The organism is Rhizobium sp. RU20A (assembly GCF_900155885.1).
GTDB lineage: Bacteria > Pseudomonadota > Alphaproteobacteria > Rhizobiales > Rhizobiaceae > RU20A.
This window is the reverse complement of sequence record NZ_FTMB01000001.1, coordinates 1,616,620-1,638,841: the sequence shown is the minus strand read 5'-3', so window position 1 is coordinate 1,638,841 and position 22,222 is coordinate 1,616,620. Positions and strand designations below refer to the sequence as shown.

Below are 22,222 nucleotides of genomic sequence, written 5' to 3'. Positions count from 1 at the left end.
CATGACAGTCGATGCCATCGTGGCCTTCTTTGCCGAATACTGGCCGGCACTCGTCGCTGTCATCCTTCTGCTGATGTTATCAGCGTTTTTCTCCGGCTCGGAGACGGCGCTGACGGCGACGTCGCGCTCGCGCATGCACACGCTGGAGGCCAATGGCGATCCTCGCGCCGGCATCGTCAACCGGCTGATCGCCCGGCGCGACCGCCTGATCGGCGCCCTGCTGATCGGCAACAACCTCGTCAACATTCTCGCCTCGTCCCTGACGACAAGCCTGTTGATCGGCCTCTTCGGCCAGTCGGGCGTTGCGGTGGCAACGCTCGGCATGACGGTGCTGCTCGTCGTCTTCTCCGAAGTCCTGCCGAAGAGCTGGGCCATTGCCTCGCCGGATCGCTTCGCGCTCACCGTCGCGCCCTTCGTGCGGTTTTTCGTGGCCGTTGCAGGCCCGATTTCCAGCGCGATCAACGCGATGGTCCGCGTTCTCCTGTCCTGGTTCGGTGTCAGCCTTGCCTCCGACCAATCCATGCTGACGGCGCATGAGGAACTGCGCGGGGCGGTGGACCTTTTGCATCGCGAGGGTTCGGTGGTGAAAGCCGACCGTGACCGCCTGGGCGGCGTGCTCGATCTCGACGAGCTCGAAGTCTCCGACGTGATGGTGCACCGGACCTCGATGCGGGCGCTGAATGCGGACGAGCCGCCGGAGGTGCTGGTGCGCACCGTGCTCGAAAGCCCCTATACGCGCATGCCGCTCTGGCGCGGCGCCGCCGACAACATCATCGGCGTCGTGCATGCCAAGGACCTCCTGCGCGCGCTCGCCGAACCCGACCGCGAACCCTCGGATCTCGACATGACCAAGATCGCGCAGAAGCCGTGGTTCGTGCCCGATACCACCAACCTCAAGGAACAGCTGAACGCCTTCCTGCGCCGCCGCGCCCACTTCGCCATCGTCGTGGACGAGTATGGCGAGGTGCAGGGGCTGGTGACGCTCGAGGACATTCTGGAAGAGATCGTCGGCGACATCACCGACGAGCACGACATCGACATCCAGGGCGTACGCCCGGAGGCCGATGGCTCGATCGTGGTCGACGGCTCCGTGCCGATCCGCGACCTCAACCGCGCGCTGGACTGGACGCTACCGGACGAGGAAGCGACAACGATCGCCGGCCTCGTGATCCACGAATCAAAGATGATCCCCGAGGAGCGGCAGGCCTTCACCTTCTACGGCAAGCGTTTCACGGTGATGAAGCGGGTGAAGAACCGGATCGTCAAGCTGCGCATCCGCACGGCCGAGGGCACGGACGTGTAATCTGGCGGTGCATCTGCGCCGCCACGTTCCGAGGTCCGGCTACCAGCGCGTCGGTTCGCCGGGGGCCGCGGCTTCCACGGCCAGCGCATGCAGGCCTGCATCGAGTTCGGGTTTGACGAGATCGTTGATGGCGCGGTGGCGGGCGACGCGAGAGAGGCCGGCGAAGGCCTTGGCAACGATGCGCACGCGCAGGTGGGATTCGCCGCTGCCGTCGAAGCCCGGCTGGTGGCCGGCATGATGGTGGCTTTCGTCGATCACGGCGAGGCGTTCCGGCTGGAAATGCGCCGCCAGCCTGTCTTCGATCGTCTGCCGTACCGACATGGTGCCCGCCTTTCGCCTGCCTCCTGCCAAACGCAGGAAAATGGTTCGACAAAGCCAGCAACAATCAGCTTTGTCAATTCTTGTTGTGGCGCCGCGCGCGCCCCATACTTTGGCCCATGAAACTCGATTCAAAATACTTCGATGGGATCCGCACGCGGCCCCGGCGCAAGGAGCCGCGGCAGGAGACGGTCGTGCCCATGTGCCAGTGGGACGGCTGCCAGGAGAAGGGTGCCCATCGCGCCCCGGTCGGCCGCAATGCCGAGGGTGAGTACTTCATGTTCTGCTTTGAGCATGTGAAGGAATATAACAAGGGCTACAACTACTTCTCCGGCCTCTCCGACACCGAGATCGCGCGCTACCAGAAGGAAGCGCTGACGGGCCATCGTCCGACCTGGACGGTGGGGGTGAACAAGAATGCCAAGAACGCCCCGACCATGTCCAACACGCGTTCCGGCTCGGCCGGCGCCCAGGCCCGGATGCGCGATCCCTTCGGCTTCGTCGATCAGGCTCGCGCCGGTGCGCGTCCCGAGCCACGCCAGCGCAAGCTGAAGACGCTGGAGGCCAAGGCTTTCGAAACGCTGGGGCTTGGCGCAAACGCGACGGCGGCCGACATCAAGGCGGCCTACAAGGAACTGGTCAAGAAACACCATCCCGATGCCAATGGCGGCGATCGCGGCTCGGAAGAGCGCTTCCGCGCCGTCATCCAGGCCTACCAGCTGCTCAAGCAGGCAGGCTTTACCGGATAGACGGATCAGCTTTGTGCTGCGCAGCGCGCCTGGGCGTTGCGGTGCGGCGAAAAGCTTGTCACCATGGCGTCTTTCAGCGCCGCAAAACGGTTTTCAATGGGGCGGGCTTGCTCTAGAACCGTTGCGGACTGCATGCAGATTCAAGCGGAATGCCCGCTGGCTGGTCAGCCAGCGGCCTGGAGACATCATGAGCAAGGTAGACCTCGACATTTCCAATCTTCCCGATACGACGATTTCCGTTCGCGAGGTCTTCGGCATCGACTCGGACCTGCGCGTGCCGGCCTATTCCAAGGCCGATCCCTACGTGCCGGACGCCGACCCCGACTATCTCTTCGACCGCGAAACGACGCTCGCCATTCTCGCCGGCTTTGCCCATAACCGCCGGGTGATGGTCTCGGGCTACCACGGCACGGGCAAGTCCACCCATATCGAGCAGGTCGCTGCCCGTCTCAACTGGCCCTGCGTGCGCGTCAACCTCGACAGCCATGTCAGCCGTATCGACCTCGTCGGCAAGGACGCCATCGTCGTCAAGGAAGGCATGCAGGTCACCGAATTCAAGGACGGCATCCTGCCCTGGGCCTATCAGCACAATGTCGCCCTCGTCTTCGACGAATACGATGCCGGCCGCCCGGATGTGATGTTCGTCATCCAGCGCGTGCTGGAATCCTCGGGTCGCCTGACGCTGCTCGACCAGAGCCGCGTCATCCGGCCGCACCCCGCCTTCCGCCTGTTCGCCACCGCCAACACGGTCGGCCTCGGCGATACGACCGGCCTCTACCACGGCACGCAGCAGATCAACCAGGCGCAGATGGACCGCTGGTCGATCGTCACGACGCTGAACTATCTGCCGCACGACAAAGAAGTCGATATCGTCGCCTCCAAGGTGAAGGATTTCACCAAGCAGCGCGGTCGCGACACGGTGTCGAAGATGGTGCGTGTTGCCGACCTCACCCGCGCCGCTTTCATCAACGGCGACCTCTCGACCGTGATGAGCCCGCGTACCGTCATCACCTGGGCCGAGAACGCGCATATCTTCGGCGATGTCGCCTTCGCCTTCCGCGTCACTTTCCTCAACAAGTGCGACGAACTGGAACGCGCGCTGGTGGCCGAGCATTACCAGCGTGCCTTCGGCGTCGAGCTGAAGGAAAGCGCGGCGAATATCGTTCTGGAGGCGACCGCTTAACCCATGGCAGGCCGCGGCGACAATTCCAAACCGAGGCCCACGGGCGTCATCGACGTGGAGCCGTTCCGGCGGGCGCTCAGCGGCTGCGTGCGCTCGATTGCCGGCGACGGCGAGGTCGAGGTCGTCTTCGCCAACGAGCGCCCCGGCATGACGGGCGAGCGCATCCGCCTGCCGGAGCTTTCCAAGCGTCCGACGGCGCGGGAGGTCACCGTCACGCGTGGGCTCGGCGACAGCATGGCGCTGCGCAAGGCCTGCCACAATGCCCGCATCCACGCGACCATGTCGCCGCAGGGGGCGGATGCCCGCGCCATCTTCGACGCGGTCGAGCAGGCCCGCGTCGAGGCGATCGGCTCGCTGCGCATGGCGGGCGTTGCCGACAACATCACCGGCATGCTGGACGAGAAATACGCCAAGGCGAATTTCGGCGCCATCGAACGGCAGGCGGATGCGCCGCTGTCCGAGGCTGTCGCGCTCGTCGTGCGCGAGAAGCTGACCGGTCAGAAGCCGCCGGCCTCCGCAGGCAAGGTGGTCGATCTCTGGCGCTCCTTCATCGAGGAGAAAGCGGCCGGCGACATGGACGGGCTGTCGTCTGCCCTGAATGACCAGCAGGCCTTTGCGCGCGTCGTGCGCAACATGCTCTCGGCCATGGACGTTGCCGAACGCTACGGCGACGAGGACGAGCCGGAAGAGGCCGAGGACACCAGCGAGGAAGAGCAGCCGCGCAGCCAGGAAGAGGAGCAGAGCTCCTCCGAAGAGGATGCCGGCCAGGATGCCGCGCCTTCGGACGAAAACGAATCTGCCGAAGAGCAGATGGAAGAAGGGGAGATGGACGGGGCGGAGATCTCCGACGACGATCTCCAGGACGAGGGCGACGACGACAGCGAAACGCCCGGCGAGGTCAAGCGACCGGCCCAGCCCTTCTCCGACTTCAACGAGAAGGTCGACTACCACGTTTTCAGCGAGGAATTCGACGAGACGATCACGGCCGAGGAACTGTGCGACGAGGCCGAGCTCGACCGGCTGCGCGCCTTCCTCGACAAGCAGCTTGCCCATCTGCAGGGTGCCGTGGGGCGTCTCGCCAACCGGCTGCAGCGCCGCCTGATGGCGCAGCAGAACCGTTCCTGGGAGTTCGACCTCGAAGAGGGCTATCTCGACACGGCGCGGCTGACGCGCCTCGTCATCGATCCCATGCAGCCGCTCTCCTTCAAGCGGGAAAAGGATACGAATTTCCGCGACACGGTGGTGACGCTGCTGATCGACAATTCCGGCTCGATGCGCGGACGGCCGATCACGGTGGCGGCGACCTGCGCGGACATTCTCGCCCGCACGCTGGAGCGCTGCGGCGTCAAGGTCGAGCTGCTCGGCTTCACCACCAAGGCGTGGAAGGGCGGGCAATCGCGCGAAAAGTGGCTGGCGTCGGGCAAGCCCGCAACGCCCGGTCGCCTCAACGACCTGCGCCACATCATCTACAAGTCCGCGGATGCGCCATGGCGGCGCGCGCGTCGCAATCTTGGCCTGATGATGCGTGAGGGGCTTTTGAAGGAAAACATCGACGGCGAGGCGCTTATGTGGGCGCATGACCGCCTGATGGCGCGGCCTGAGCAGCGGCGCATCCTGATGATGATCTCGGACGGTGCGCCGGTCGATGATTCCACCCTGTCGGTCAATCCCGGCAATTACCTCGAGCGGCACCTGCGCGCCGTCATCGAGCAGATCGAGACGCGCTCGCCGGTCGAACTGCTCGCCATCGGCATCGGCCATGATGTGACGCGCTATTATCGCCGCGCCGTGACGATCGTCGATGCGGACGAACTTGCCGGGGCGATGACGGAGCAACTGGCGGCGTTGTTCGACGACGAGGGCAGTGCGCGCGGACGCAGGCGGGGACGGTAGGGGTTGGCGGCGCTTACCCCTCTTCTCCCCTTGGGCAGAAGGTGGCCCGACGGGCCGGATGAGGGGTTGCCCCGCGACACCAGGCTATGGGAACCCCTCATCGCCTCACTGCGTTCGGCACTTCTTCCCAAGGGGAGAAGAGGGTGCAAGGCGATCTGTGCCTGTCATGTGAGATTGGCCTGTCACGGGGGCAGAGGGGGGTACAGCCACCCCCTGCGAATTATCCACTTCATCGCCCCCTCGTTCCGACACAATCGCCAGCCAAGCCTCGACACATCACTTCCGGAAGGATCTTACGCGTTGCTGCGATCATCCCGCCTCGTTCCCGCGCTCGCCCTGGCGCTCGGCCTTGCCACTGTCCTTCCGACCCGCGCGGCGGAGGTCGTCGATCTGCCGGTGAAAAGCCGCGTGATCGAGAGTTTCAGGATCGGCAGCGACCAGACGACATTCGGATCGCTGGAGTTTGTGGGCGGGCTGGAGATGACCTCCAGCCAGATGCTGTTTGGCGCCGTCTCTGCCATTCGCTTTCGTCCTGATAGGGAGCAATTCGTCGCGATCATGGATACCGGGCACTGGCTCACGGGCCGGGTGACGCGGGATGCTGCCGGGCGTCTTTCGGGAATCGCCGACCTCAAGGCGACCGCGATGCTCGACGATAAGGGACGGGAAAACGTGCCGAAGCGGGTCATGGACGCCGAGGGGCTGGCGCTGAGACCGGGCGAGGTGCTGGCGAGCTATGAAGGGTGGGCCCGGGTCGATGTCTATCCCGATCCCGGTTTCGAACAGTCCAAACCCCTTCGCCGCCTGTCGCTGTCCATGCCGGCAAAAAGCCTGCCCGCCAATCGCGGGCTGGAGACGCTGGCTGTTGCGCCGGCCTCGAGCCCGCTGGCCGGCGCGCTGGTTGCGATCACCGAGCTTGCGCGCGATGCGAAGGGCAATCTGATTGCCGAGGTTCTGGATGGGCCGCGAAAGGGTGTCTTCGCGGTCAAGGAGCGGAAACCCTTTGCCATCACCGATGGCGCCTTCCTGCCGAACGGCGATCTCCTGATCCTGGAGCGCCGCTTTTCCTTTGCCGAAGGTGTCGGAATGGAAATCCGGCGCATTCCCGGCGACAGCATCAGGCCCGGCGCCGTGGTCGATGGCGAGGTGATCCTGTCAGCCGACATGCGATCGCAGATCGACAATATGGAAGGGCTGGAGGTCGTGACCATGCCGGATGGCGCGGTGCACGTCATCCTCGTTTCCGACGACAACCACTCGATCCTGCAGCGCAACCTGATGCTGGAGTTCAGGTTGCGCGACTGATCTCACGCTTTCGCCCTACGCCTTGGCTTCGACGCCGGGCATGGGACGAATGACGCTCATCAGGGCGCCGTAGGGCAGCAGCATCACGAGGCCGACGAGAATTTTCACCGAGAGGTCGCCGGCAGCCCAGGAGATCCAGCGCGGCAGTTCGGCGGAGAAGAGGCCGAGCAACGGTGCGTTCTCGATTGCGAAGGCGTCGTTCGGACCGAAGACGGCGAAGGCTGGCGCGAAGGCGAAGGAGAAGAAGATCGCCGTATCCAGCACCGAGCCGAACAGCGAGCCTGCGAGCGGGGCATGCCACCAGGTCTGCCGACGCAGGCGGTTGAAGACGGAGATGTCGAGCATCTGGCCGATCAGGAAGGCCGACCCCGACGCAATGGCGAGGCGCGGCGTGGCGAGCCAGATCGAGAGCGTGACGGCGACGACGAAACCGGCAACGACGACGCGGCGCGCAATGGCCGGGCCGAACTGGCGGTTGGTAAGGTCTGTCACAAGGAAGGCGATGGGATAGCTGAAGGCGCCCCAGGTCAGGAGATCGCCGAGCGCCATGCCGGCGATGGAGCCAGGCAGCGGGTACTGGACGAGAATGTTGGAGGCGATGACGACGAGGGCCATCAGGGCCGTGTAGACGGCAAACATGCGGTAGGAGAGCATTTTTTTATCCTGGGGTATGCCACCAGCTGGCGTTTCGGATTGCCGCTGCCTTTGACCGGTCGGACAGGGCAGGGCGTGGACTGGAGCGCGAGACACGACGTTACGTCAGGTGTCCGCACGCGAAAAGGGCTCGCCGGTGGACCGGCAAGCCCTCGAACTCTCCGCGATGCGGCGCGTATCAGGCGGCTTCGGCGGTCTTCTTGACGATCTGGCGACGCAGCAGGCGGGCGCGCATCGACAGTTCGGTCTCGTTGGCCTTCAGCAGGAAGGCATCGAGGCCACCGCGATGCTCGACGGAGCGCAGGGCGTGCGCGGAAACGCGCAGACGGTAGCGCTGGCCGAGGGCGTCGGAGATCAGCGTGACCTGGCACAGGTTCGGCAGGAACCGGCGCTTGGTCTTGTTGTTGGCGTGGCTTACATTGTGGCCCGTCTGGACCCCTTTGCCGGTCAATTCACAAACACGGGACATGATGCACCTATTTTTTGTTTTTCCGCCACATCGAAACGCATCTTGAGGGCCTGAGCCCAGGCCGCATTCCCGACTGGCCGTTATTGGAAGTGGCGGTTCTATAGTCAGACTCACCCGGCGCGTCAAGCCAAACCTGCCGCAAGGCGTGGAAAACCCCGCAGATCCGGGGCTTTCCACGTGCTTCTATTCTAGTGCAGGCCGTTCAGCCAGCCGAAACGCACGTCCTTGCGGGCCAGGAAGACATCGGGGCCGGTGATGAGAATCGCATTGCCATGGTGCTTGTCGTTTCCGCCGGAGCAATGAACGACCTTTTTCTCATCCACCATGATCCCGATATGCCCCTGCTTTCCGTTGGCGTCGGGATAGACCACGATGGCGCCGGCCTTTGGTCCAGGGAGCTGCGAAAATATGCCGACGCTGTTGCCGACGTCGGTCCAGGCGGCGGTGGTTTCCAGCCAGCCACCGTTGAAGTGCTTGTAGAAATTTTCGTTGAGCTTCCGGCTCATGAACAAGCACCAGGCGACAAAACCGGAGCAATCGCAGAAACCACCTGCGGCCGGCGTGGGCAACCCCGGATTCATCCCTCCCTTTCCAAGCTTGTAGTGGATTCCGAGATCTGTTGCCGACTCGGCGCGGGCTAACACGGCTGCAACCTGCATGGCACTCCCCTGTGGTTTGTGGTTTCAAGGACAGGTGAATGCTATTTTAAAGTGCATAAACGTCAACATCCCTTGATGGTTGTGTTAACAAAATCTTGCGGCCACCCAAGAAAAACCTAAAATCTTGGCCATAGGGGCTCGTTACCCCCTTTCCCTCAAGGATGGCCTTCATGATGGTGCGTGCAATTCTGGCGGCGGCCGCCGTGTTTTCGGTCGTGGTCGCGGGCGTTGGTGCCCGGGCAGAGGAAATCCGCCATCGCACCGATTATGCGATTGCACTGGCGGGCCTGCCGGTGGCGCGGGCCTCCTTCGATACCGAACTCGTCAACAACCGCTACACGATCTCGGGCACGATGAAATCGGCCGGGCTTGCCGATATTCTCAGCAGCACCACGGGGCGCACCGAGGTGACGGGAACGCTGATGCGTGATCGGCTGCGGGCTTCGCGCTATTCCATGTCCTACAAGAGTGGGTCCAAGCAGCGGTCGATCGAGATGACGCTGCGCAATGGCACCGTCACCTCGGCGACCATGACGCCGAAGCGCTCGAACTTGCCGGACAACTGGGTGCCGGTCTCGGCGGCCGACATGCGCAATGTCTTCGATCCGCTTTCCGGCCTCATCATTCCCGCGCGCAACCGGGTCTGCCCGAAGACGCTGCCGATCTTCGACGGCGAATCGCGGCTCGATATCCGGCTGTCGCCGAAGGGCACGCGGCCCTTCAAGACCGAAGGCTTCGAAGGGGAGGCGATTGTCTGCGGCCTCGCCTTCACACCGAAGTCCGGCTACAGGAAGGGCCGCAAGGATATCGACTATCTCGCCAAGCTGAAAACCATGGAGATCTGGTTTGCCAAGGCGGAGGCGGTCAATGTATACGCTCCCGTCTATGTACGCATTCCAACGAGCCTTGGGGCGGTGACGGTGTCGGCCACGCGCTTCGGCGGCTGAGACTGCGCCGGGCAGGCTCCTTTGAAGAGGGGCCCGGCATGAAGCTCAAGGCGACGATCATCGGCTTTACCGCCATTCTCATGTGGGCGCTTCTGGCGCTCATGACGGCGGCATCGGGCACCATGCCGCCCTTCCAGCTCTCGGCCATCTGCTTCTTCATCGGCGCCCTGCCTGGCCTCGTGGTGCTCGTGCTGAAGCCTGAGCGCATGGCGCTGCTGAGACAACCTGCCAAGGTGTGGATCACCGGCATTGCCGGCCTCTTCGGCTATCACTTCCTCTATTTCACGGCGCTCAGGAATGCGCCGGCCGTCGAGGCCGGGCTGATTGCCTATCTCTGGCCGCTGCTGATCGTCGTCGGTTCGGCGCTGCTGCCGGGCGAGAGGCTGAAGCTCCATCACCTGGCCGGCGCCGTGCTCGGCCTTGCCGGGACGGTGCTGATCGTGGCGCGCAACGGTATCGCCTTCGAGAGCGGCTACGCGCTGGGCTACGGCGCGGCGCTCTTGTGCGCCTTCACATGGTCGACCTATTCGCTGGTGACGCGCCGTTTCGAGGCCGTCTCGACGGATGTGGTCACGGGCTTCTGCCTTGCCACGTCGATCCTCTCGCTCGTCTGCCATCTCGGGCTTGAGACGACGGTCTGGCCGGAAGCGACCAGCCAGTGGCTGGCCATCGTCGGCCTCGGCCTGCTGCCGGTCGGCGCCGCCTTCTATGCCTGGGATTACGGGGTGAAGAATGGCGACATCCAGTTTCTGGGCGTCGCGAGCTATGCCGCGCCGGTTCTTTCCACGCTGGTGCTCATTCTCTTCGGCTTCGCCGAGCCGTCCTGGCGCATTGCGCTGGCCTGCCTGCTCGTCACCGGCGGGGCCGTGCTGGCGGCCAAGGACGTGATCGTCAAGCGCAAGGCGGCCTGAGGGCTTCTCAGTCAGGCGCCCGGCGGCTCCCAGCCGGGCGGGGCCATCTCGAAGGCGGAGAAATCAAAGCCTGGCGCGACCGTGCAGCCGACCAGCGACCAGGCGCCCATGGAAAAGGCCGACTGCCACCAGCCGGCCGGCACAATCACCTGCGGGCGTTCGCCGGCGGCAAGCTCCATGCCGAGCCGATGGACGACCGGGCCTTCCTCCGGCGGGGCGATGGAGAGCGCCAGCGTTGCGCCTGCATAGTGGTGCCACACCTCCGCCGCATCGCGCACCCGGTGCCAGTGCGAGCGCTCGCCGGCCTCCAGCAGATAATAGATCGCGGTGGAATGGCCGCGCAGGCCGCCTTCCTCGTCGCGAAAGGTCTGCACATACCAGCCGCCTTCGGGGTGGCGGTCCATGCCGAGCGTGGCAATGATCTCGCCGGCGGTAAGCTGGGGCGTGGATGGCGTCATCAAAAACTGTCCTTGCGTTTGCGGATTTCGGCAAACACTTCGGCGTCGGTGGCGTCCGCCATTGCGAGCGTGTCGCGAATGCCTGGGGCGTCCGGCCGCAGGAAGGGGTTGGTGCGGCGCTCTGCGGCCATGGTCGTCGGCGCGGTGAAGCGGCCATCCTCACGCAAGGCGATGATCTCCTTGACGCGATCGGCCAGTTCGATGTTTTCGGGATCGACCGTGACGGCAAAGCGCGCATTGGACAGCGTGTACTCATGGCCGAAATAGATGACGGTCTCGTCCGGCAGCGCCAGCAGCTTCTGCAGCGAGGTCCACATGTCCGCCGCCGGTCGTTCGAACAGCCGGCCGCAGCCGAGTGCAAACAGCGTATCGGCGGCAAAGAGCAGCTTTTCGTCCGGAAAATGGAAGCAGATGTGGCCGGCGGTGTGACCGGGGGTCTCGATCACCCTGACGCGGTGGCCGGCCAGTTCGAAGGTGTCGCCATCGCCGACCGGGCGATCGAGGCCGGGGATCTTGGCGGCTTCGTTCTTCGGGCCGATGATGGTGGCGCCGAATTTTTCCTTGAGGGCGAGGTTCGCCTCCACGTGGTCGCCATGGTGGTGGGTGGTCAGGATGTGGGTCAGCGTCCAGCCGCGGCGCTCGAGTGCCGCCAGGATGGCCGCTTCCTCGGGCGCATCGATCGCGGCGGTCAGCCCGGTTTTCGGATCGTGCAGCAGCACGCCGAAATTGTCGCTGCGGCAGAGAAAGAGTTCGATGTCTAAGGCGCTCACGGTGGTGTCTCCCGGACCTGTGTTTTGCCGGAATCTACCCCCCTTCGCCTTGAAGTCCACCCTTGCGCTGCTAACATCCCGGCATGCACGCCGATATAGTCGATCTCCGCCAGTTCTACCATTCCACCCTCGGCCGTGCCGCCGAGGCCGCGATCGGCATGACGCTGTCATCGCTCTGGGCCCGGCTGCCGGACGAGCGGCTGGTGGGGCTCGGCTATTGCGTGCCCTATCTCGACAAGTTCCGCTCCGATACGGAGCGCACCTTCGCTTTCATGCCGGCGGGGCAGGGGGCGGTGAACTGGCCGATCGCCGAGCGCTCCTCCACCGCGCTCGTCTTCGACGAGGAACTGCCGCTGCCGGATGCCTCGATCGACCGGGTGCTGATGGTGCATTCGCTGGAGTTTGCCGAAAACCCGCGTGAGACCCTGAAGGAGATCTGGCGGGTGCTGGCGCCCGGCGGGCGGCTCGTCATCGTCGTTCCCAACCGGCGCGGCGTGTGGGCGCGCATGGAGCACACGCCCTTCGGGTCGGGCCGGCCCTATTCGCGGCGGCAGCTGACGGCGCTGCTGCGCGAGACGAATTTCACGCCGGGCGCGAGTGCCGAAGCGCTGTTCTTCCCGCCCTCCACGCTGCGCACCATGCTGCGGCTGCGCACCCCTTTCGAGCGCATTGGCCGGGCGCTCTGGCCGGCCTTTGGCGGCGTCATCATCGTCGAGGCGCAGAAGCGGCTCTACCAGGGCCTGCCGGTCGCCTCGCGCGCCTCGCGCCGCGTCTTCGTGCCGGTGCTGGCGCCGCAGGGCGTGCCGACGACGCGGGTGCCGACGCAGCGGCGGGACGATGCCGGCGGCTGAGGGCGTGCACCGGCTGCGACCCTTGAAAGTCTCGACATTGCCGGAGCTTGGGTCTAATGGCAGTGGGACTGAAACCGCCCCACAGGACATACCCGAAAGCGCTTCCCATGACCGCCCAGACGCCCGCTTGCCCTGATCGTCCCATCCCGCGTTCCGGCATTCTCGACATTGCTGCCTACGTGCCGGGCAAGGAACATGCGCCGGGGGTTGCCAAGGTCTACAAGCTCTCGGCCAACGAGACGCCGCTCGGCCCCAGCCCGAAGGCGATCGAAGCTTTCCGGGCCGCCGCCGAAAAGCTGGAGCGTTATCCGGACGGACAGGCGCTCGCGCTGCGCGAGGCGATCGGCGCCTCCCACGGGCTCAATCCCGCCAACATCGTCTGCGGCAATGGCTCGGACGAGTTGCTGGCCCTTCTCGCCCGCATCTATCTCGGTCCCGGCGACGAAGGGATCATCACCGAGCACGGTTTCCTCGTCTACAAGATCGAGATCCTGGCGGCTGGCGGCACGCCCGTGACCGTGAAGGAGCGGAATTGCCGGGTGGACGTGGACGCGATCCTTGCGGCCGTTACCGAGCGCACGCGCATCGTCTTCATCGCCAATCCGGCCAATCCGACCGGAACCTACGTGCCGATCGCGGAAATCCGTCGCCTCCATGCGGGCCTGCCGCCATCGGTGCTGCTGGTGCTGGATGCGGCCTATGCCGAATATGTGCGCCGCAACGATTACGAGGCCGGCATCGAGTTCGTCTCTGCCAATCACAACGTGGTGATGACGCGGACCTTCTCGAAGGTGCACGGGCTTGCGGCGCTGCGCATCGGCTGGTTGTATGGTCCGGCCGAGATCGTCGATGCGCTGAACCGCGTGCGCGGCCCGTTCAACCTCAGCGCCCCGGCCATTGCCGCCGGCGCCGAGTCGATCCGCGACCAGGCCTTCATGGCCGCCGCCGTCCAGCATAACGAGATCTGGCGCACCCGCGTGACGGCGGAGATCGAGGCGCTTGGCCTTACCGTGACGCCGTCCGTTGCCAATTTCGTTCTCATTCATTTCCCGGATGAAGAGGGACGTCGCGCCGCGGATGCCGATGCGTTCCTGATGGCGCGCGGCTTCATCCTCAGGGCGGTGCGTGGCTACGGCTTCCCGAACGCCCTGCGCCTGACGATCGGCGACGAAGAGGCCAATCTCGGTGTCGTCGCAGCTCTCAAGGCCTTTGTGGAGCAGGGGCGATGAGCGTCTTTTTCGATCGCGTCGCGCTTGTCGGCATCGGCCTCATCGGCTCGTCCATTGCGCGCGAACTCAAGCACCTCATGCTTGCCGGGCATGTCGCCGTCTCCACCCGCAGCGCCGAGACGCTGAAGCGGGCGGAAGAGCTGGGGCTTGGCGACAGCTATACGGTATCGGCCGGCGATGCCGTGCGCGATGCCGATCTCGTCATCGTCTCGGTGCCGGTCGGTGCCTCCGGCGCAGTGGCGCAGGCGATCGCGCCGCATCTGAAGGCCGGCGCCATCATCACCGATGTCGGCTCCACCAAAGCCTCGGTCATCGCACAGATGCAGCCGCACATGCCTGACGGCGTGCATTTCATTCCCGGCCACCCCATCGCCGGCACCGAGCATTCCGGCCCGGACGCCGGCTTCGTCGGGCTCTTTAAGGGGCGCTGGTGCATCCTGACGCCGCCGGAAGGCAGCGATGCGGGCGCGGTCGCCCGGCTGCGCGCCCTGTGGGAAGCCATGGGCTCGCGCGTGGACGAGATGGATGCCGCGCACCATGACAAGGTGCTGGCCATCGTCTCGCACCTGCCGCATATCATCGCCTACAACATCGTCGGCACGGCGGATGATTTGGAGACGGTGACGGAATCGGAAGTCATCAAATATTCCGCCTCGGGTTTCCGCGACTTCACGCGTCTGGCAGCCTCCGATCCCACCATGTGGCGGGACGTGTGCCTGCACAACAAGGATGCGATCCTTGAAATGCTGGCACGGTTTTCAGAAGACCTTGCCTATCTGCAGCGGGCGATCCGCTGGGGCGATGGCGACAAGCTCTTCGACCTCTTTGCCCGCACCCGCGCCATCCGCCGCTCGATTATCGAGGCTGGGCAGGACACCGCCAAGCCCGACTTCGGCCGCATGGCGGCGGAGGAGACGGCCTAGGGTCGAGCTCGGTGGCCGCGTGAGGCACCCTCATCCGCCCTTACCAATTCAGGCCCGACGCTTCACAGCGGCGGAATCACAAACAGCGGGATCAGCGTCAGGAACACCGTCCCCTTGCGTGCGGTCAGCTTCACGCTGGCACGGTCGTTCTGGCCGGAGAGGGCGGTGATGGCATTGACGATGTTGTCGACGGTGTCGCGGTCCTCCGGCAGCAGGGCGCCGAGCGCCTGGCGCCATCCCTCGAGGTTGGTCATGGCGAGGGTGAAGTCGCCGGAGACGAGCCCGTCGGCATCGATGGTGAAGGGACCTGAGAGATCGCCGGTCATGCCGTTTCCAAGGTCGATGGAGACGCGGTTCAGCGTGCCGGCATCGGTGTCAGCGCCACCTGGCAGGCGCATGTCATAGTCCATCAGCCCGGCCTTGTCGGCGAGCGTCATGTCGACGGCAACGGCGCTTGCCGCGAGCGGCTGGCCGCCGATGGTTAGAACAGGGTTTTCGAGGCTCGCGGCCACATCCAGTGCGGTGCCGTTCTGGCGGGCATGGAGTTCGCCGTGGCGGGCCGTCAGCCGGCCTGTCTCGCCGATCGACAGCAGGCTCAAATTGACGGCAAGATTGTCGCTGACGCTGGAGAAGCGGGAAAGGCCGCTCAAGCCCGCGCGCAGGCTGGCCCGCAGCGTGTCCCAGGTAGCGGCGGCCGCCAGATCCGGTGTCATGCGGAATTCGGCGGGCGAATCAAGCTCGATGACGGCGTGGCCGGGATTGTAGATCTGTGATGCGCTGCGCAGGGCGCCCGAGGTGAAGGAGGCGCCGATGCTGACATCGTCGAGCTTCACGCTGTCGCAAAAGAGGCCGATGCGGAAGGGATAACCGGACACATCAAGGCCGGCGCATTCCCCCGAGAGGCCATCGACGCCGGGGACGGCGAGGAGCCGTGTCACGTAGCTCTCCGCCTGGCGGGCCGCGTAGAACCACAGACCCGTATAGAGCGCGATGAAGATGAGAATGCCGATCGCAAGGCGGGCCATCTTGCGGCTGACGGAAGGGGAGCTTGGCTGTGTGGAGAGGGACATGCGGACTCCGGGCGGGCGACCGTCAGGGCGGTCGATGCGGGGTTTTGGCCGGGTTCGTTTCCGGCTGCGACCGTGCAGGGTGTAACGCGTTCAATCTTCTGGCATTTTCGTGCAGTCCGTCGTTCCGGCCGCCGCGCTTTTGCAGTAGAAGAGGTGGATGGAAGAACTGGAGGGGCAGGTGTCCCTTCAATCCCGGCGCTGCGGGGCTGCATCGCTTCCCCGAACGGGGCGGCAAGGCAGGCCAACGGTGCCGGATCGACATGTGGTGCCGGATATGGACGAATTTTGGGTCTTTGGCTACGGCTCGCTGATGTGGAACCCCGGTTTCCCCTATGAGGAGCGGCAGCTCGCCCGGTCCCATGGCTATCGCCGGGCGCTGTGCGTGCGCTCCTGGGTGCATCGCGGCACGGAAGCCTCGCCCGGCCTCGTGCTGGGGCTCGATCATGGCGGCTCCTGCCTTGGCGCCGCCTTCCGCATTGCGCCGGATAATCGCGAGGCGGTGGTGGCCTATCTGCGCGAGCGCGAACTCGTAACGCATGTCTACAAGGAACGCCAGCTGAGCGTCGTGCTGGCGGACAGGCGTCGTGTGTCGGCACTTTCCTACGTCATCGACCGCGCGCATGTGCAGTATGCGGGGGCGCTGGCGGTGGAAGAGGCGGCGCATGTGGTGGCTAGCGCCGTCGGCCGCTCCGGACCGAACATCGACTATGTCTTGAACACCGTCAGCCATATGCGCGAGATGGGCATTCGCGATCGCTGGCTGGAAGACGTCGCGGCGCGAGCCCGGCAGATCGCCGGCCCGTCCGGCTGATGGGGCGACGGCCGGTTCAGGCGCTCGCCTGGCTCATGGCGCCCTCGGCCTGCAGGGCGCGCAAGGTGCGCACGCGCTCGGCCGTGACGGGCGGCAGCGGCACATGCGGATTGGCATCCACCGTCTCCAGCAGCAGCCGGTCGCTTTCGCGCTCCATGGTTTCGATCAACTGCGCGAAGAACACGTCCGGATCGAGCCCCGGCGGGATCGGCGGCAGGATGCGCACCTTGAAGTGGCCGGGATAGCGCATCGTCGAGCGGCGCGGCCAGAAAAGGCCGGGGTGCATGACGACGGGGACGACGGGGGACTGGAGGTCCCGGTAGAGGCGGGCGATCCCGTATTTGTAGTCCGGCGCCGCGCCCGGCTGCTTGCGGGTGCCTTCGGGATAGATGATGAGCTGGCGACCCGAGGCCATCTCCTGGCGGGCACGGGCCATGACGGCGGCCATTTCCCTCCCGCGCGCGGCACGGTTTACCGGCACCATGCGCTGCTTCATGACGTACTGGCCGAAGAGCGGGATCCACATTAGTTCGCGCTTGAGGATGTAGAACGGGTCCGACAGCCAGGGCAGCAGGGCATAGACATCCCAGAAGGACTGGTGCTTGGGGGAAAAGATGTAGTTGCCGTCCTTCGGAATATTCTCCAGCCCCTCGATTTCGAAGGTGGTGCCAACGACGGTCTTGAAGAGCCAGTTGTTGGAGCGGGCCCAGCCTTTCGGCACGAACCAGGCGGTCTTGCGCGGCACGAGGAAGTAGATCGGGGTCAACACGATCATGCGGATGATCAGGTTCATGTAGAAGAGCGTGTTGAAGGCGATCGAACGCAGGCGGATCATCAGGGGGCTTTCGTCAGAAGGCGGCCGGGCCGGGCGGATGGTCTTGGCATCGCTGCCTACACGATTATCGGCGCGGCGAAAACTCCATGCGCGCTTCCGCTGCCGCGCTAACCCGGATTTGGTGCGGTTCGCTTGCCGCGCCCGTGGCGAGCAGATTTCGTGGCGGCCTCAGTCGTTAGCTGCCCGTGCCGCCGAGATCGGCCCTGAGGCCGCTGGAGCGTCCGGCGCCGAGCGCATCGCGCAGGCTCGCAGCCATCGTCTTGATGTATTCGAGCAGGATCGTGCGCAGCGCCATCGGATTGCTCAGCCAGTTGCTGGTCTTGAGGTCGGAATTGACGACGGGGAAGGCGATGAACTCGATGTCCGGCGCGGCGCGGCGCAGTTCCAGCAGGCTGCGCGGCATGTGGTAGTTGTTGGTCACGACAAGCACGCGAAGATAGCCCTTGCCGCGTGCCCACTGGGCCGTCTCGTTGGCGTTGCCGATCGTGTCGATCGCCTGCCGGCCGATATCGACGCAGCATTCGAAGAGGTCACGCGGGGTCTGCGTATTGCGGCGGATCTGGCTGCCGCTGGTGGAAGGGTTGACGCCGGAGATCAACAGTCGCTCACCGGCTCCGGCTTTCAGCAGTTCGACAGCCTGGTCGATACGCTGGAAGCCGCCGGTCAGTACCACGATCGCATCCGCCTTCGGCCGGTCCGGCGGCTGCAGCGAGGCGACGACATCGGCAAAGTAGAGGAAGCCGGCGAGGAAGATGGCGGCGGTGATCAGGAGAGCATAGAAGGCGAAGCGCACGAAACGGCGCAGTGGCCCACGCCGGCGGCGCGTTCCTCCCGTTCCCTCGCTTGAACCCCTGTCCCTGTCCATCCGCATCACCCAAATGTGTGATCGTTTCGGGAGCCCGCCCGCGGGCGCCTCGAAGGCCGATTCGCATCTAGCCCGACATTGCGGCGACGGCGGGATGGATGCCAACCCATTATTCCTTGCCTATTTGCCAGTTCCATGACACGGCGCGCCACCGGCGTCATGCGGGCGGCAGCCCATCGGTGCGGGCCGGGTCAGAGCGGATCTGGTCGATCTCGCGGATGGTGCGCATCACGGTGATGCGTGCCGTCACGGTGGTCAGAAGGGCAATGACGAGCATGATGGCGAAGATGCCGGCATAGCCTGTCCAGCCGATGGTGAAGGAGCCGAAGAGCGCATTGGTCTGGTCGCTTTCGGGCGTAGCAAGGCGCGAGGATTGCCAGTAGCTGGCGCCGATGAAGGCGAGCGCCGCGGCAAGCCCGCCGGCACCGGCGCCCTTCAGGCTGATCTTCAGGAAATGCTTCTGGAACTCGGCTGCCACGAAGCTTGCCTCCGCCCCGACGAAATGCAGCACTTCAACGATATGCCGGTTGCCCGAGAGCGCGCCGCGCGTGGCGAAGATCACGGTCAGCACCATGGCCGAGCAGACGAGCACCAGCACGCCGGTGCCGATGAGCGCCGTGGTGTTGGCCATGGCCACCAGCCGATCCACCCAGGTGCGGTGGTCGTCGAGGAAGGATTGCGGAATGGTTTCCTTCAGCGCCGTGCGCATGGCGTTGAAGTCGGGCGGATTGTTTTCGTCAATGGTGATGATGACAAGGCGCGGCACCGGCAATTCGCTGATATCGAGGCCTTCGCCGAGCCAGGGCTCGAGGAGGCGCGCGGTCGAATCGCGGTCCATGATCGTGCCGGTGAGCGCGCCGCTGAAGGTCAGCGCCAGATCGCGCGCGTCGGCCAGCGCCTTTTCCATGTCGAGTCCCTCGGCCGGCTTGATCTGGATGGTGACTTCGCGGGAAATCTGGCTCTGCCAGCTCTGGGCGGTCGCGCGCACCATGCCGACGGCGCCAAGCGTCAGGCAGGCGAGGAAGGACATGATGGCGATGACCGCCATCAGCGCCTTGCCGGAGACATTGGTGGAGGGCACGATCGGTCCGGTCGGACGCACCTTCATCTCGATGCGACGCTCGGCCGGCGCGCCGGGGCGGGTGTCGGCTTGCCTGTGCTCACTCATAAATGTCGAGCCGCCCTTCGGAGAGGATGAGACGGCGCGCATCCACCTGATCCATCAGGGAAAAATCGTGGGTGGCGATAACGACGGCGGTGCCGAGACGGTTCAGTTCCAGAAAGAGATTCAGCAGGCGGCGCGCCATGGGCGGGTCGACATTGCCGGTCGGCTCGTCCGCCAGCAGGATTTCGGGCTGGTCGATCAGGGCGCGGGCAATGGCCGCGCGCTGCTTTTCCCCGCCGGAGAGGACCGGCGGCAGCACATTGATTCGCTCGCCGAGCCCGACCCATTTCAGGAGTTCGATGACGTCGGAACGGTAGGTCGCCTCGTCCTTGCCGCGCACGCGCAGCGGCAGCGCCACGTTCTCATAGGTGGTGAGATGTTCGAGCAGGCGGAAATCCTGGAAGACGATGCCGACGCGCCGGCGCAGCATGGGCAGTTCGTCATTCGGGATGGAGGAGATGTTGCGGTCGAACATGCGGATCAGGCCACGCGTCGGCTTCAGCGACAGGAAAAGCAGCTTGAGCAGCGTGGTCTTGCCGGCGCCGGACGGGCCGGTCAAAAACTGGAAGGAGCGACCGGGAATGGAAAAGGTGAGGTCGCGGAGAATCTCCGGCCCCATGCCATAGCGCAGCCCGACATTTTCAAATTGTATCAACGCCTCGTTCCAGACTTCGTGCCGGCAGCTTCGTGTCATGCCCTTCCGGGCCGCGGGGCCCCGCCGGGACCAAACTCATCTTCTTCCAGCAAATCCGGCCGCTTTGAAGGCGGGTTTGCAAAGCATTAACCAATTCCGTTTACGTCTTGGAAAGATTGGTTTCAATGCCCGCATCATGCGCTGCGTTTCCTTGCGCCGGCATTGCGGGCGGGGAGAGTGCCATGCAAAGCTTCCGCGACCGCCGCCAGACCTTTCCCCGTGCCGAACTCCTTCCGCCGGACCAGACCCCGCGCTCTGCCCGTTCCGGGCCAAGGGCGCGTTCGATGGATGTCGTCGATGTCAGTTTCGAAACGATCGTTGAAGCGCCGTCCCAACGCCGCCCCGCCTTTGCAGTCGGCAATGACAATGCCCGCGCCGCCGATGCGCTGGGCGCGCGGCCGGCGGGAACTGCCGGCCATGGCGCGGCGAGTGAAGCCGTGCTGCGCGCGGAAGGCAGGCTGCGGAGCCTTTCCGGCTGGATGTTCACGACGGTCGTCGCGCTGTGCGGGGCAGGGACCTTCACGCTGGCGCTCGCAACAGCGGCAGGGCCCGTCGCGACGGCGCCGGTCCAGCGCGCGCCGCTGACCATCATCAGCCATGGCCATATGATCGAAGATCGCGGCGGGCTGAAGGTCTTGTCCGTCTACGGGTCGATCGAGAATACCACCACACAGCCGCTCGCCGTTCCCGGTGTCCGGGTGGAGATGATCTCGGCCGGGCGCAGGGTGGTTCTTGGCGACGTGCCGCCGGGCGATGGGATGATCGCGCCGGGGGCAGCGCAGCGCTTTTCGGCACGCTTGCCACATGCAGGTGGAAAAGTGTCTGACCTTGCCCTTTCCGTTGCGGGGCAGGGTGTTGCGGCCCGGTGAACCGTGCTAATCGCACCGCTTTGAAACCGGAGTGAGCCGATGCCCGTCGTCCGCGGAAAAAATATCGAACCCCTGTTCACGGCTGAAGTGATTGCCGAGCGCAATCTGTCGCTGGCCCAGGACATCATGCGCGGACCGACGGAAGACCTCCTGGTGATCTCGGTGCTGAAGGGCTCCTTCATCTTCGCGGCCGATCTCATCCGTGCCCTGCATCATGCCGGCCTTGCACCGGAGGTCGAGTTCATCACGCTCTCCAGCTACGGCACGGGCACGGTCTCGCGCGGCGTCAAGATCATCAAGGACATCGACAGCGACGTGAAGGACCGCGACGTGCTGCTGATCGACGATATCCTCGAATCGGGCCGCACGCTGCGTTTTGCCAAGGAACTCATGTATGAGCGCGGCGCCCGCAACGTCACGATCGCCGTGCTGCTCGACAAGACCGAAAAGCGCCAGGTGGACCTCGTGGCGGATTACGTCGGCTTTGAATGCCCCGACCATTTCGTCGTCGGCTACGGCATGGATGTCGCCTATGCCTTCCGCGAATTGCCTTTCGTGGGCGTGGTGACGGGCGACGCCTGAGGCCTGCCGTCACGTCTTCCTCTCCTTCTTGTTCCGCTGGATGTCACCCCGTCTCCTTTACCGAACGACAAGGTTTCGGTGATGTTTTAGGGCGGCACGATCCTGTGCGCTGGGCTTTGCTGCCGGCAAGAGCAGCCCCGGTCGGAGGTTTTGCGGCATGATGCCGGAAGCGCCCGGCCCGAGGTCAGCCTTCAAGACATGGAGACCATGATGGCCAGAATTCTGATCGCCGAAGATGAGGATGCGCTGCGTTCCTTTGTTGCGCGCGCCCTGAAGCTGGATGGACACGAGGTGGTGGAAGCTGCGGACGGGCTTGAGGGCCTGGAGCGCGTGACCGCCGAAACCTTCGATCTCCTGCTGTCCGATATCCGCATGCCGGCCATGGATGGCATCGAACTCGCCTGGAAGGCATCCGACACGCGGCCCGGCATGAAGATCCTGCTGATGACCGGCTACGCCGACCAGCGCGAACGCTGCGAAAACCTCGCCACGCGCATCATCGACGTGGTGGACAAGCCGTTCAGCCTGCCGGATATCCGCAAGGCGGTGGCCGTGGCGCTGGCGGCCTGAGTGGCGTCAAGCGATGGATTGCGGTCTGTCGCAAGGTGGCGTTTTCGGCGAGATTTTCGGCTCCGGCCAAAACTCACGGGTTTTATTCCCCAATGGGCGCCTCGGTCCTCGTCATGCTCGGGCTTGACCCGAGCATCCA

The 22,222-nt window shown here is 64.9% G+C and carries 25 protein-coding genes; 14 read left to right on the top strand and 11 right to left on the bottom strand.

Annotation, left to right across the window (positions count from 1 at the left end; genetic code table 11):
* Position 1 precedes the first annotated feature (1 nt).
* Positions 2-1,303, top strand: a complete 1,302-nt coding sequence (locus F3H41_RS07915) for an HlyC/CorC family transporter (RefSeq protein WP_149738006.1) — start codon at positions 2-4, stop codon at positions 1,301-1,303.
* A gap of 39 nt (positions 1,304-1,342) precedes the next feature.
* Here the strand turns inward: F3H41_RS07915 and F3H41_RS07910 are convergent, their stop codons facing one another.
* Entirely contained in the window at positions 1,343-1,624 is a 282-nt protein-coding gene (locus F3H41_RS07910) for a BolA family transcriptional regulator (protein WP_149738005.1), read from the bottom strand.
* A gap of 116 nt (positions 1,625-1,740) precedes the next feature.
* Here F3H41_RS07910 and F3H41_RS07905 point away from each other — a divergent pair, with 116 nt between their 5' ends.
* The 4 genes from F3H41_RS07905 to F3H41_RS07890 all read left to right on the top strand — a co-directional run bounded on the left by F3H41_RS07905 (position 1,741) and on the right by F3H41_RS07890 (position 6,751).
* Entirely contained in the window at positions 1,741-2,370 is a 630-nt protein-coding gene (locus F3H41_RS07905; RefSeq protein WP_149738004.1) for a J domain-containing protein, read from the top strand.
* Between the two features lie 187 nt (positions 2,371-2,557).
* The gene (gene cobS, locus F3H41_RS07900; protein ID WP_149738003.1) at positions 2,558-3,553 is read left to right on the top strand and encodes a cobaltochelatase subunit CobS; all 996 of its coding nucleotides are present in this window, start codon (positions 2,558-2,560) and stop codon (positions 3,551-3,553) included.
* 3 nt (positions 3,554-3,556) lie between these two features.
* On the top strand, positions 3,557-5,446 hold the full coding sequence (gene cobT, locus F3H41_RS07895) for a cobaltochelatase subunit CobT (protein ID WP_149738002.1): 1,890 nt from the start codon (positions 3,557-3,559) through the stop codon (positions 5,444-5,446).
* 336 nt (positions 5,447-5,782) lie between these two features.
* Positions 5,783-6,751, top strand: coding sequence for an esterase-like activity of phytase family protein (locus tag F3H41_RS07890; RefSeq protein ID WP_244616136.1), 969 nt, complete (start codon positions 5,783-5,785; stop codon positions 6,749-6,751).
* Between the two features lie 15 nt (positions 6,752-6,766).
* Here F3H41_RS07890 and F3H41_RS07885 read toward each other — a convergent pair whose 3' ends face one another.
* From F3H41_RS07885 to F3H41_RS07875, 3 genes are all read right to left on the bottom strand, one after another.
* On the bottom strand, positions 6,767-7,405 hold the full coding sequence (locus F3H41_RS07885; RefSeq protein WP_149738000.1) for a VUT family protein: 639 nt from the start codon (positions 7,403-7,405) through the stop codon (positions 6,767-6,769).
* A gap of 178 nt (positions 7,406-7,583) precedes the next feature.
* Positions 7,584-7,874 carry a 50S ribosomal protein L28 gene (gene rpmB / locus F3H41_RS07880; RefSeq protein ID WP_149737999.1) on the bottom strand — a complete coding sequence of 97 codons (291 nt, stop codon included), beginning with the start codon at positions 7,872-7,874 and terminating at the stop codon, positions 7,584-7,586.
* Between the two features lie 188 nt (positions 7,875-8,062).
* Positions 8,063-8,533 carry a CHAP domain-containing protein gene (locus F3H41_RS07875; protein ID WP_149737998.1) on the bottom strand — a complete coding sequence of 157 codons (471 nt, stop codon included), beginning with the start codon at positions 8,531-8,533 and terminating at the stop codon, positions 8,063-8,065.
* A 170-nt stretch (positions 8,534-8,703) separates the two neighbouring features.
* Here F3H41_RS07875 and F3H41_RS07870 point away from each other — a divergent pair, with 170 nt between their 5' ends.
* Both F3H41_RS07870 and F3H41_RS07865 read left to right on the top strand, forming a co-directional pair.
* Positions 8,704-9,480 (top strand): DUF3108 domain-containing protein, encoded by a 777-nt coding sequence (locus F3H41_RS07870; RefSeq protein ID WP_149737997.1) that lies wholly within the window; start codon positions 8,704-8,706, stop codon positions 9,478-9,480.
* A 38-nt stretch (positions 9,481-9,518) separates the two neighbouring features.
* A complete protein-coding gene (locus F3H41_RS07865; protein ID WP_149737996.1) occupies positions 9,519-10,391 on the top strand; it encodes an EamA family transporter in 873 nt (290 codons plus the stop codon).
* Between the two features lie 11 nt (positions 10,392-10,402).
* Here the strand turns inward: F3H41_RS07865 and F3H41_RS07860 are convergent, their stop codons facing one another.
* Positions 10,403-10,849 (bottom strand): cupin domain-containing protein, encoded by a 447-nt coding sequence (locus F3H41_RS07860; RefSeq protein ID WP_149737995.1) that lies wholly within the window; start codon positions 10,847-10,849, stop codon positions 10,403-10,405.
* Positions 10,849-11,619, bottom strand: a complete 771-nt coding sequence (gloB, locus tag F3H41_RS07855) for a hydroxyacylglutathione hydrolase (protein WP_149737994.1) — start codon at positions 11,617-11,619, stop codon at positions 10,849-10,851. Before gloB ends, F3H41_RS07860 begins: the two co-directional genes overlap by 1 nt.
* Positions 11,620-11,702: 83 nt before the next feature.
* Between gloB and F3H41_RS07850 the strand changes: the two genes are divergently transcribed.
* The 3 genes from F3H41_RS07850 to F3H41_RS07840 all read left to right on the top strand — a co-directional run bounded on the left by F3H41_RS07850 (position 11,703) and on the right by F3H41_RS07840 (position 14,622).
* Positions 11,703-12,470 (top strand): class I SAM-dependent methyltransferase, encoded by a 768-nt coding sequence (locus tag F3H41_RS07850; protein ID WP_149737993.1) that lies wholly within the window; start codon positions 11,703-11,705, stop codon positions 12,468-12,470.
* A 107-nt stretch (positions 12,471-12,577) separates the two neighbouring features.
* Positions 12,578-13,699, top strand: a complete 1,122-nt coding sequence (gene hisC / locus F3H41_RS07845; protein WP_149737992.1) for a histidinol-phosphate transaminase — start codon at positions 12,578-12,580, stop codon at positions 13,697-13,699.
* Positions 13,696-14,622, top strand: coding sequence for a prephenate/arogenate dehydrogenase family protein (locus tag F3H41_RS07840; protein WP_149737991.1), 927 nt, complete (start codon positions 13,696-13,698; stop codon positions 14,620-14,622). The genes hisC and F3H41_RS07840 overlap by 4 nt, the downstream gene beginning before the upstream one ends.
* Positions 14,623-14,684: 62 nt before the next feature.
* On the opposite strand, the gene F3H41_RS07835 is transcribed toward F3H41_RS07840, so the two are convergent.
* The gene (locus F3H41_RS07835; protein ID WP_149737990.1) at positions 14,685-15,692 is read right to left on the bottom strand and encodes a DUF2125 domain-containing protein; all 1,008 of its coding nucleotides are present in this window, start codon (positions 15,690-15,692) and stop codon (positions 14,685-14,687) included.
* A gap of 262 nt (positions 15,693-15,954) precedes the next feature.
* Here F3H41_RS07835 and F3H41_RS07830 point away from each other — a divergent pair, with 262 nt between their 5' ends.
* A complete protein-coding gene (locus F3H41_RS07830; protein ID WP_149738271.1) occupies positions 15,955-16,503 on the top strand; it encodes a gamma-glutamylcyclotransferase in 549 nt (182 codons plus the stop codon).
* 16 nt (positions 16,504-16,519) lie between these two features.
* Here the strand turns inward: F3H41_RS07830 and F3H41_RS07825 are convergent, their stop codons facing one another.
* From F3H41_RS07825 to ftsE, 4 genes are all read right to left on the bottom strand, one after another.
* On the bottom strand, positions 16,520-17,338 hold the full coding sequence (locus tag F3H41_RS07825) for a 1-acyl-sn-glycerol-3-phosphate acyltransferase (protein WP_149737989.1): 819 nt from the start codon (positions 17,336-17,338) through the stop codon (positions 16,520-16,522).
* A 175-nt stretch (positions 17,339-17,513) separates the two neighbouring features.
* Positions 17,514-18,203, bottom strand: coding sequence for a YdcF family protein (locus F3H41_RS07820; protein WP_149737988.1), 690 nt, complete (start codon positions 18,201-18,203; stop codon positions 17,514-17,516).
* A gap of 157 nt (positions 18,204-18,360) precedes the next feature.
* Positions 18,361-19,371: an ABC transporter permease gene (locus F3H41_RS07815; RefSeq protein ID WP_149737987.1), complete on the bottom strand. Its 1,011-nt coding sequence runs from the start codon at positions 19,369-19,371 to the stop codon at positions 18,361-18,363.
* On the bottom strand, positions 19,364-20,023 hold the full coding sequence (gene ftsE / locus F3H41_RS07810; RefSeq protein WP_188129391.1) for a cell division ATP-binding protein FtsE: 660 nt from the start codon (positions 20,021-20,023) through the stop codon (positions 19,364-19,366). The genes F3H41_RS07815 and ftsE overlap by 8 nt, the downstream gene beginning before the upstream one ends.
* Positions 20,024-20,244: 221 nt before the next feature.
* On the opposite strand from ftsE, the gene F3H41_RS07805 reads away from it, so the two are divergent.
* The 3 genes from F3H41_RS07805 to F3H41_RS07795 all read left to right on the top strand — a co-directional run bounded on the left by F3H41_RS07805 (position 20,245) and on the right by F3H41_RS07795 (position 22,083).
* Complete coding sequence (locus tag F3H41_RS07805; protein ID WP_149737985.1) at positions 20,245-20,931, top strand: hypothetical protein; 687 nt, start codon at positions 20,245-20,247, stop codon at positions 20,929-20,931.
* 39 nt (positions 20,932-20,970) lie between these two features.
* Positions 20,971-21,513 (top strand): hypoxanthine phosphoribosyltransferase, encoded by a 543-nt coding sequence (gene hpt, locus F3H41_RS07800; protein ID WP_149737984.1) that lies wholly within the window; start codon positions 20,971-20,973, stop codon positions 21,511-21,513.
* A 210-nt stretch (positions 21,514-21,723) separates the two neighbouring features.
* On the top strand, positions 21,724-22,083 hold the full coding sequence (locus tag F3H41_RS07795; protein ID WP_149737983.1) for a response regulator: 360 nt from the start codon (positions 21,724-21,726) through the stop codon (positions 22,081-22,083).
* Positions 22,084-22,222: the final 139 nt, after the last annotated feature.

What these genes read in the sequence shown, in the direction of transcription:
- F3H41_RS07915 (WP_149738006.1), top strand. Translation starts at nt 2, where the DNA reads ATGACAGTCGATGCCATCGTGGCCTTCTTTGCCGAATACTGGCCGGCA.
- F3H41_RS07910 (WP_149738005.1), bottom strand. Translation starts at nt 1,624, where the DNA reads ATGTCGGTACGGCAGACGATCGAAGACAGGCTGGCGGCGCATTTCCAG.
- F3H41_RS07905 (WP_149738004.1), top strand. Translation starts at nt 1,741, where the DNA reads ATGAAACTCGATTCAAAATACTTCGATGGGATCCGCACGCGGCCCCGG.
- cobS (WP_149738003.1), top strand. Translation starts at nt 2,558, where the DNA reads ATGAGCAAGGTAGACCTCGACATTTCCAATCTTCCCGATACGACGATT.
- cobT (WP_149738002.1), top strand. Translation starts at nt 3,557, where the DNA reads ATGGCAGGCCGCGGCGACAATTCCAAACCGAGGCCCACGGGCGTCATC.
- F3H41_RS07885 (WP_149738000.1), bottom strand. Translation starts at nt 7,405, where the DNA reads ATGCTCTCCTACCGCATGTTTGCCGTCTACACGGCCCTGATGGCCCTC.
- rpmB (WP_149737999.1), bottom strand. Translation starts at nt 7,874, where the DNA reads ATGTCCCGTGTTTGTGAATTGACCGGCAAAGGGGTCCAGACGGGCCAC.
- F3H41_RS07875 (WP_149737998.1), bottom strand. Translation starts at nt 8,533, where the DNA reads ATGCAGGTTGCAGCCGTGTTAGCCCGCGCCGAGTCGGCAACAGATCTC.
- F3H41_RS07870 (WP_149737997.1), top strand. Translation starts at nt 8,704, where the DNA reads ATGATGGTGCGTGCAATTCTGGCGGCGGCCGCCGTGTTTTCGGTCGTG.
- F3H41_RS07865 (WP_149737996.1), top strand. Translation starts at nt 9,519, where the DNA reads ATGAAGCTCAAGGCGACGATCATCGGCTTTACCGCCATTCTCATGTGG.
- F3H41_RS07860 (WP_149737995.1), bottom strand. Translation starts at nt 10,849, where the DNA reads ATGACGCCATCCACGCCCCAGCTTACCGCCGGCGAGATCATTGCCACG.
- F3H41_RS07850 (WP_149737993.1), top strand. Translation starts at nt 11,703, where the DNA reads ATGCACGCCGATATAGTCGATCTCCGCCAGTTCTACCATTCCACCCTC.
- hisC (WP_149737992.1), top strand. Translation starts at nt 12,578, where the DNA reads ATGACCGCCCAGACGCCCGCTTGCCCTGATCGTCCCATCCCGCGTTCC.
- F3H41_RS07840 (WP_149737991.1), top strand. Translation starts at nt 13,696, where the DNA reads ATGAGCGTCTTTTTCGATCGCGTCGCGCTTGTCGGCATCGGCCTCATC.
- F3H41_RS07835 (WP_149737990.1), bottom strand. Translation starts at nt 15,692, where the DNA reads ATGTCCCTCTCCACACAGCCAAGCTCCCCTTCCGTCAGCCGCAAGATG.
- F3H41_RS07825 (WP_149737989.1), bottom strand. Translation starts at nt 17,338, where the DNA reads ATGATCCGCCTGCGTTCGATCGCCTTCAACACGCTCTTCTACATGAAC.
- F3H41_RS07820 (WP_149737988.1), bottom strand. Translation starts at nt 18,203, where the DNA reads ATGGACAGGGACAGGGGTTCAAGCGAGGGAACGGGAGGAACGCGCCGC.
- F3H41_RS07815 (WP_149737987.1), bottom strand. Translation starts at nt 19,371, where the DNA reads ATGAGTGAGCACAGGCAAGCCGACACCCGCCCCGGCGCGCCGGCCGAG.
- F3H41_RS07805 (WP_149737985.1), top strand. Translation starts at nt 20,245, where the DNA reads ATGCAAAGCTTCCGCGACCGCCGCCAGACCTTTCCCCGTGCCGAACTC.
- hpt (WP_149737984.1), top strand. Translation starts at nt 20,971, where the DNA reads ATGCCCGTCGTCCGCGGAAAAAATATCGAACCCCTGTTCACGGCTGAA.
- F3H41_RS07795 (WP_149737983.1), top strand. Translation starts at nt 21,724, where the DNA reads ATGGCCAGAATTCTGATCGCCGAAGATGAGGATGCGCTGCGTTCCTTT.